Source organism: Bradyrhizobium sp. P2_E8, assembly GCF_056403875.1.
On the sequence record NZ_JBFUES010000269.1, the window covers coordinates 1 to 7,952 of the forward strand.

Sequence of the window (7,952 nt, forward strand, 5' to 3'; positions counted from 1 at the left end):
GCGTAAGGTTGGGTCTATCGAAACCAAAGCCTGATCATCAGGCAGACCGTTTCGGCGGCCTTCCATCGACGCGATACCTCGCGCCGGCAGTTTTGAGGAGATCACAAAGTTGAGGACACTTTCGCTTGCCGCTGTCGCTGCGGTCGCGCTGGGTGCCGCGCTGGCACCGACCTCGGCCTCTGCTCACTGGCATGGCGGCGGCTGGGGCTGGCACGGCGGCGGCTGGCATCACGGCTATGGCTGGGGTGGCCCGCGCTACTATGCCCCCGTCTCCTACGGTTATGGCGGCTGCTATGTGCGCCGGCTGGTCCCGACCCCCTGGGGACCCCGCTGGCGGCTGATCAACCGCTGCTACTGAGCCCGCAGCACCTTAACTTAAGGGTGCCGCCCCCCCCACGGCACCTTCCAAGAGAGGCCCCGGCGATCCCCCCGCCGGGGCCTCGTTTTTGAGCGGCACGACGAATTCACACAATTTTTGCTAGAACGCCGGACATTCCCCGCAACCGGCGAAACCATTTGGGGACCAACGACTTGGTACCGTGTCGTTACTCTGCAACATGGAACCTCGTCATGACTGGCCTTTTCGCCAATGACAGCGAACAGATCGATCGGCGCACCAGCCGCTCGATTTGCGATGCCGTAGGCGAACGGCTTCAGCAGCGTCTCCGCCCCGACCCCCGGCTGCCGACGCATCTCGAACAGCTCCTCGACGAGCTGAAGAAGCGCGACCGCGAAGGCGGCGCTCACTGACAGGCCGTAGACATAGAACGGGCTGCGCAAAAACGGGTTGCGTTTGATCCCGGCTGCGGTGACAAGGCCGCATGCTGTCCATCACCGACCTCTCCATCCGCCTCGCCGGACGCCTTTTGATTGACCAAAGTTCCGTGCAGATCACGCCCGGATCGCGCGTTGGCATGGTCGGGCGCAACGGCACCGGCAAGTCGACGCTGTTCAAGGTGATCCGCGGCGAGCTCGCGGCCGAGCACGGCACGGTGACCCTGCCCCCACGCTGGCGCGTCGGCAGCCTCGCGCAGGAGGCGCCGAACGGCCCCGAGAGCCTGATCTCGGTCGTGCTCAAGGCCGACCTCGAACGCGACGCGCTGCTCGCCGAAGCCGAGAGCGCCACCGATCCACACCGGATCGCCGAGATCCAGACCCGGCTGGTCGACATCGACGCGCATTCGGCGCCGAGCCGTGCCGCCGCGATCCTCTCCGGCCTCGGCTTTTCCGCCGCCGATCAGCTCCGCCCCTGCGCCGAATTCTCCGGCGGCTGGCGCATGCGCGTCGCGCTCGCCGCGACGCTGTTCGCGGCCCCCGACCTGCTGCTGCTCGACGAGCCCACCAATTATCTCGATCTCGAAGGCACGCTGTGGCTGGAAGACCACCTCGCGCATTATCCGCGCACGGTGATCGTGATCAGCCACGACCGCGACCTCCTGGAAAGTTCGGTCGACCAGATCCTGCATCTGGAGCGCGGCAAGCTCACGCTCTACAAGGGCAGCTACTCCTCCTTCGAGGAGCAGCGCGCCGCGCGCGAGCTGCTCGATGCGAAGGCGGTCAAGCGCCAGGAGGCCGAGCGCGCGCGGCTGCAAGCCTTCGTCGACCGCTTCAAGGCCAAGGCCTCCAAGGCGCGCCAGGCGCAATCGCGCGTGAAGATGCTGGAGCGGTTGAAGCCGATCACCGCGCTGGTCACCGAGGACGTGCGCGAGATCAGCTTCCCTGCGCCGGAAAAAATCCTGTCGCCGCCGATCATCGCCGTCGACAACGCCGCGGTCGGCTACGATCCGGCGACGCCGGTGCTCGGCCGCGTCACCTTGCGCATCGACAATGACGACCGCATCGCGCTTCTCGGCGCCAACGGCAACGGCAAGTCGACGCTGGTGAAGCTGCTCGCCGGCCGCCTCGCGCCGTTCACGGGCAAGGTTACGCGCGCCGACAAGCTTTCGATCGCCTATTTCGCGCAGCATCAGCTCGACGAATTGAACGAGGACGGCTCCGCCTACGATCACGTCCGCAAGCTGATGGGCGATGCGCCGGAAGCGAAAGTGCGTGCACGCGCCGGCGCGATCGGCTTTTCCGGCAAGGCGGCCGACACCAAGGTGGCAAAGCTGTCGGGCGGCGAGAAGGCGCGGCTGCTCTTGGGGCTTGCGACCTTCTTCGGCCCCAACATGATCATCCTGGACGAGCCGACCAACCATCTCGACATCGACAGCCGCGCCGCGCTCGCCGAAGCCATCAACGAATTCCCCGGCGCCGTGATCATGGTCTCGCATGATCGCTATCTGATCGAGGCCTGCGCCGACCGGCTCTGGATCGTCGCGGACCGCACCGTCACCAATTACGACGGCGACCTCGACGAATACCGCCGCCTGGTGCTGTCGGCGCGCAACAGCGAACCCGCCCCGCGCGAACGCAGCGCCTCAAGCGAGAAGCCGCAGCGTCCGAAGTCGGACAATCGCGGCTCGCTGAAGAAGCGCATTGCCGAAGCCGAAACCGAGATCGCCCGCGTGAGCGACATCATCGCCAAGATCGATACCGCGCTGTCGCTCCCCGACATCTTCACCCGCGACCCGAAGCAGGCCGCGCAGCTGTCGAAAGCGCGCGCGAATGCCGCCGACGCGCTGGCACGCGCGGAAGAGCAGTGGCTCGAGGCGAGCACGCAGTTCGACGAGGCGGCGGGGTAGTCTGGCAGGCTGGCGGGGACCGGCTGAGGCTCAATCAAAATCCGAAAAACAACCCCATGCACAGTACGGGTATAAAAATACCTTCACTATTCCATCTGTTACCATTGGGCAATCTGCTCCGCCGCGCTGGACCCGGTCATCCCCCGTACTGGTTGAAAACGGGGCTGGTACGTTGGCGCGCGATACGTACGCCGCGCCTGGTCAGGTCGCGCAACTGCAGGAACATCATCGCAGTCATCAATGCGTCGTTGAAAGCATCGTGCTGCCCAAGAGACGGAATGCGGAGGTCGTGGAGGATCGCGGCGAACGACAGATCGACCGGGGTGTTCGGAGGCGCGTTGCCGTATTTGCGTTCGTAGTAAAGCCGCGACACTTCGATGCGTTCGTTGGGCAGTTCGATTCCCACCAGCGGCAGGATGTACTTGTCCAGCATGGCGATGTCGAAATCGACATAATAGCCGATCAGCGGGCGCGGCCCGATGAAATGCAGAAAGCCTGGCAGCACCTTCCAGACGATCGGCGACGCTTCGACGTCGGACCGGCGCAAGCGGTGAATCTTGATCGCCTCCGCCTCCAGTTCGCTATCGGGATGGACGATGGCTTCGAAACGCGCGCTGGTCAAAATCCGGTTGCCGCGGATCTTGATTGCGGCAATGGCGACAACGTCGTCCGTTCGCACATTCAGACCGGTGGTCTCGCAATCGATGACGACAAACTCGTCGTCCGGAGCGCGATCGAACATGAAGCGATACGATTGATCGCTCAGGGTCGCCTGGTGCAACAGTCGTTTGATCGCACGGGGCAGCATTCTAGAACACGCCGAGCTTGAAATGATGACCGGCAATTTCCCGAAACTTCTTCACCACCTGGAGCGCGTCACGCAACAGATGACGCTCCATGCTGGACAGTTGCGCCGGTCTCACCAGAGTCCCCGACGCGCCCGCGGATGCGGCCAGCTGCCCGTCGAGCCGAAGCATCAGCAGGAATCGGAAGGCCTGCTTCAGATCGCGTCCAAAGTCCCGTTGCAGCACGCCGAGATCACAGAGCCGGGAAATCCGCTTGTCGGTGGAGGTCTCGCGCAGGCCCTGTTCGAGCGCCAGACTGCGAACGCCGTGCACGATGGGAAAGATGCCGCCCTTCTTGAGATCCAGCGCATCGCCGGTGCCCTCGGACGTGATCAGGTTGTTGAAGAGGCCGATCGGCGTTTCAAACGCGTCAACGGCGCGCGCGAAGTGGGCCATGAACGCCTGCTCGCCCCGAGTCATGTCGATCAGCGCCGTCTTGGCGTCGTTCAGGAGCTGCTCGTTGCCCGCGATCGCCTGCGCATCGTAGACGATGGCCACATTCATGTGCCCGGCCTGATCGGGAAGCACGATCCAGCGGCGCAAATCCGCGAGATAGTCCGAAAGTGGCCGGGACCATTGCGGATTGCGCACCATGATATCGCCCGGACAGGGCGGAAAGCCGAAGCTCTGCAGAGCGACGAAGAATTCCTGACGGAACGCCTCCAGGATTTCGCCCTGCATCGGACCTGCGAGGATAAGGCCGTTGTCCTGATCGGTACGGATGGTCTGCTCGCCCCGCCCTTCGCTTCCCATCACGATCAAGCAGCTGCTGGTGCGCAGCTCCGCCGGCGCGATCATTTCGAACAATCGAGACAGCAGGCGTCTGTTGAGGTCGGAGACAATCTCCGCGATGACCTCCACCTTGACCCCTTGCCGTCGCAGCACGCGCGTTTGCGTCTCGATCTCCCGCGCCGCGGTGGCGAGGTCCTGCTGACTCGAGGCTCGATCGATGCGGCCGGCGGTGACTTGAGCGCTTCCCGCCAAGAACCCCAGCAGATCGATCTCCTCCAGAATACCGATGAGCTCTGCGCCGTCGCGCACGGCAAGCCGCCGCTTGTTGTGCTTGGTCATGAGCAGGAGAGCCGAGGAGACGAAATCATCACGGCGCAGCGACACGATGTCGAAATTCGCGAGCGCGCCGACCGGCGTCTGGATGGACTGGCGACGCAGCACCACGGCCTTGGACAGGTTCATGCCGGTCACGATGCCGATCCGCTCGCCGTCCCGGACAAACAGCGCATTGCTGTTGATCTCGCGCATCAGATGCCCGGCTGCCTCGATCGTATCACTGGCAGCCAGAAACACCGGCGGATGCAGGAACAGTTCGCCGACCTTGGCGTGCATTAACGAGCCGTAGCGTCCCGTCTCCTCGTCGTTGGCGAGTTCGTCCAGCTTCCGGGATATCTCACGGTAGAAAAAGGCCGCAAAGCGCGGGTTCGCCTTGATCAGATCGAGCGCGACCTTCCTGGGGATCACGTAGCAAAGCGTCTCGTCGCGGGCGAGAAACTGGTGACCGCTATGGTCGTGAACGAGCGCGCGGCTGTCGAACGTGTCCTTGGGACCGAGCAATGCCAGCAGGTCGGCCTCGTTCCGCTCCTCGACGATGCCCTTGATCACGACATAGAGCGCCTCCGCCGGGACGTCCCGCCTGATGATCGCTTCGCCCGGACTGAAGTACCCGATGTCCAGCGCGGCCCGCAACGTCTCGGCCTCGCTCGGCGTCAGACGATCGAACGGCGGGTTGGTGATATCGAACGCCTTGGGCATTTCGGCCTTTCGAAGATGCGGACCATCCGAGGATCCGACGACTGACCATCGAAAGCGCAGCACCGGCCGGTCCATGTGGACCGGTCGGTACCGAGGCGACGTCCCGCAGATCCTCGCCTAGTGAGCCGTGGCCGAAGCAGCCCCGATTCCGGTCTGAGATCGGACATATTGCGCGTCAAAGCCATCGCGATCGGCCGCGGCACGCTTGCTGCGGTCCAGGATCGAGACCAGCCAGATCCCCGCAAAGGCGAGCGCCATCGAGAACAGCGCCGGATTGTCCAACTTGATGGGAGCCGACCCCTTGGCGAAGCCAAGCGTCGCCTCCCAGACTGCCGGCGAGAGGACCACGCCCAGAACCGCGCTGGCCAGGCCAAGGAAGCCGCCGATCACGGCTCCCCGCGTCGTCAGGCCTCTCCAGAAGATCGACATCACCAGCACCGGGAAATTGCAGGACGCCGCAATGGCGAAAGCAAGGCCCACCATGAACGCGACGTTCTGGTTCTCGAACACGATGCCCAGGAAGATCGCAAGCACGCCGAGCACCAGTGTCGCAATCTTCGAGACCCGGATCTCGTCCTGCTCGTTTGCGTTCCCGCCCTTGATCACCATGGCGTAGAGATCGTGACTGATGGATGATGCTCCGGCCAGAGCCAAGCCTGACACGACGGCCAGGATCGTGGCAAAGGCAACGGCCGAAATGAAGCCAAGGAACAGATTGCCGCCGACGGCGTTCGCGAGATGAATCGCCGCCATGTTGGAGCCGCCCTTGATCGCCGCGATTCCGCTCTTGGTCTTCTCGAGAATGCTCCCATCGAGGAACATCGCGTCGGTCGAAACCAGCGTGATCGCGCCAAAGCCGATGATGAAGGTCAGGATATAGAAATAGCCGATGAAACCCGTGGCATAGAACACGGACTTGCGGGCCGCCTGAGCGTCCTTCACGGTGAAGAAGCGCATCAGGATGTGAGGCAGGCCTGCCGTTCCGAACATCAGCGCCAGACCGAGCGAGATGGCGGAGAGCGGATTGGAAATCAGGCTGCCGGGCTCCATGATCGCGAGTTTCTTGGGATGCACCTCTGTTGCCTTGGCGAACAGCGCTTCCGGGCTGAACCCGAACTTGTAGAGGACCGCAGCGGCCATGAACGTTGCGCCTGAGAGCAACAGCACCGCCTTGATGATCTGCACCCAGGTCGTCGCCTTCATCCCGCCGAACGTCACGTAGATCATCATCAGGCCGCCAACCAGGACGACCGCGATCCAGTAGTCGAGACCGAACAACAGCTGGATCAGCTTACCGGCACCGACCATCTGCGCGATGAGATAGAACGCAACCGTCACCAGCGAGCCGCACGCCGCCAGGATGCGGATCTCGGTCTGCCCGAGCCGAAACGACGTCACGTCAGCAAAGGTGAACTTTCCGAGGTTGCGCAATTGTTCGGCGATCAGAAAAGTGACGATCGGCCATCCCACCAGCCAGCCGACGGAGTAGATCAAGCCGTCGTAGCCCGAAGTATAGACGAGGCCCGATATGCCGAGGAAGGACGCCGCCGACATGTAATCGCCTGCGATCGCAAGTCCGTTCTGGAAGCCTGTAATTCCGCCACCGGCCGAGTAGAAATCCGCGGCCGATGCGGTCCTCTTGGCGGCCCAATAGGTGATGACGAGCGTCAGGCCAACAAACCCGACGAACATGCCGATCGCCGACCAGTTGGTCGCCTGCTTGGAGCCGCCGTCGATGCTGCCGGCGGCGAGCGCTATGGTGGGCATGCTTGCGAGCAGGATCGCCGAGAGCCATGAGAATTTTTTCACGGGCGGTTCTCCTCGACAACCTTGCGAATGAGCACGTCGTAACTGGAATTCGCCTGGCGGACATAGATACCCGTCAGCACGAAGGCGAGCACGATGACGGACAGTCCGATTGGAATGCCGATCGTCGTCACGCCGCTGCCCAGCGGTATTCCGAGGAACTTGGGAGCGTAGGCGACCAGCAGGATGAAGCCGAAGTAGATGACGAGCATAACTCCCGACAGCATCCAGCCCAGCGACGAACGTCGACGCACGAGCTCCTGGTAGTTCGGATCGCGTTCAATCTTGGCGAGGTTGCTCACATCAATGGTCCCTGGAATGATCCTCTGGAGTTCTTGCCGTCAAAGCGGCCCCTTATCTCGCGGGGCGATCGCAGTCTGTACTGCCGGACGGCCAAGCTCCATGATCCAGATCAAGTCCGGTTGATCCCTATGACGTACGTGACAAACGGCCAGCGGCCGCGCCGGCGCGCGCAGAAGAGCAATGGCTCGAGGCGAGCACGCAATTCGACGAAGTGGCGGTCCAAAGTGCTATGAGATCTTGAATCGTCATCACGCTTTAGGCTGTTGGTTGCGCATAATCTCCTCAGAGACGGGCGCACGTCCGTCGCACCGCGAGTTTATGCAAGTTTGAAGGTACCTGCCGAAGACTCGAGAACGCTCGAGCAAGCATTCGCTGTTCTTGGTCGCGCGCAGGCGCTGTCAATTCGCGGCGACGAACAGATTCGAAACGGACGCAGCACATGGCGCACGCTGGACCTGTGCAACGAGGCGGGCATCAGCATCAACGTGTACGATGAGCCCGGGCTCGCGCACGCGCACTCGCCCCGCGCCGATGAAGGCATCAAGCT

At 63.0% G+C, this 7,952-nt stretch carries 8 protein-coding genes; 4 read left to right on the forward strand and 4 right to left on the reverse strand.

Annotation, left to right across the window (positions count from 1 at the left end; all coding sequences use genetic code 11):
- Positions 1-100: 100 nt before the first annotated feature.
- The 3 genes from AC1D00_RS16795 to AC1D00_RS16805 all read left to right on the forward strand — a co-directional run bounded on the left by AC1D00_RS16795 (position 101) and on the right by AC1D00_RS16805 (position 2,684).
- Positions 101-358 carry a sulfur globule protein precursor gene (locus AC1D00_RS16795; RefSeq protein ID WP_477011449.1) on the forward strand — a complete coding sequence of 86 codons (258 nt, stop codon included), beginning with the start codon at positions 101-103 and terminating at the stop codon, positions 356-358.
- A gap of 212 nt (positions 359-570) precedes the next feature.
- A complete protein-coding gene (locus AC1D00_RS16800) occupies positions 571-750 on the forward strand; it encodes a hypothetical protein (protein WP_135173462.1) in 180 nt (59 codons plus the stop codon).
- A gap of 71 nt (positions 751-821) precedes the next feature.
- On the forward strand, positions 822-2,684 hold the full coding sequence (locus AC1D00_RS16805) for an ABC-F family ATP-binding cassette domain-containing protein (RefSeq protein ID WP_477011445.1): 1,863 nt from the start codon (positions 822-824) through the stop codon (positions 2,682-2,684).
- A gap of 136 nt (positions 2,685-2,820) precedes the next feature.
- Here the strand turns inward: AC1D00_RS16805 and AC1D00_RS16810 are convergent, their stop codons facing one another.
- The 4 genes from AC1D00_RS16810 to AC1D00_RS16825 form a co-directional block, all read right to left on the reverse strand.
- Positions 2,821-3,492: a 3'-5' exonuclease gene (locus AC1D00_RS16810; RefSeq protein ID WP_477011446.1), complete on the reverse strand. Its 672-nt coding sequence runs from the start codon at positions 3,490-3,492 to the stop codon at positions 2,821-2,823.
- Between the two features lies 1 nt (position 3,493).
- Complete coding sequence (locus tag AC1D00_RS16815; protein ID WP_477011447.1) at positions 3,494-5,296, reverse strand: putative nucleotidyltransferase substrate binding domain-containing protein; 1,803 nt, start codon at positions 5,294-5,296, stop codon at positions 3,494-3,496.
- 117 nt (positions 5,297-5,413) lie between these two features.
- Positions 5,414-7,063, reverse strand: a complete 1,650-nt coding sequence (locus AC1D00_RS16820; RefSeq protein ID WP_477011450.1) for a cation acetate symporter — start codon at positions 7,061-7,063, stop codon at positions 5,414-5,416.
- Between the two features lie 38 nt (positions 7,064-7,101).
- The gene (locus tag AC1D00_RS16825) at positions 7,102-7,404 is read right to left on the reverse strand and encodes a DUF485 domain-containing protein (RefSeq protein WP_027542965.1); all 303 of its coding nucleotides are present in this window, start codon (positions 7,402-7,404) and stop codon (positions 7,102-7,104) included.
- 327 nt (positions 7,405-7,731) lie between these two features.
- Here AC1D00_RS16825 and AC1D00_RS16830 point away from each other — a divergent pair.
- Positions 7,732-7,952 (forward strand): hypothetical protein (locus AC1D00_RS16830; RefSeq protein WP_477011448.1); only part of this gene is annotated, 221 nt, incomplete at its 3' end.

Bases quoted from the DNA above. Each gene is read 5' to 3' on its own strand.
- AC1D00_RS16800 (WP_135173462.1), top strand. From the start codon at position 571: ATGACTGGCCTTTTCGCCAATGACAGCGAACAGATCGATCGGCGCACC.
- AC1D00_RS16805 (WP_477011445.1), top strand. From the start codon at position 822: ATGCTGTCCATCACCGACCTCTCCATCCGCCTCGCCGGACGCCTTTTG.
- AC1D00_RS16810 (WP_477011446.1), bottom strand. From the start codon at position 3,492: ATGCTGCCCCGTGCGATCAAACGACTGTTGCACCAGGCGACCCTGAGC.
- AC1D00_RS16815 (WP_477011447.1), bottom strand. From the start codon at position 5,296: ATGCCCAAGGCGTTCGATATCACCAACCCGCCGTTCGATCGTCTGACG.
- AC1D00_RS16820 (WP_477011450.1), bottom strand. From the start codon at position 7,063: ATGCCCACCATAGCGCTCGCCGCCGGCAGCATCGACGGCGGCTCCAAG.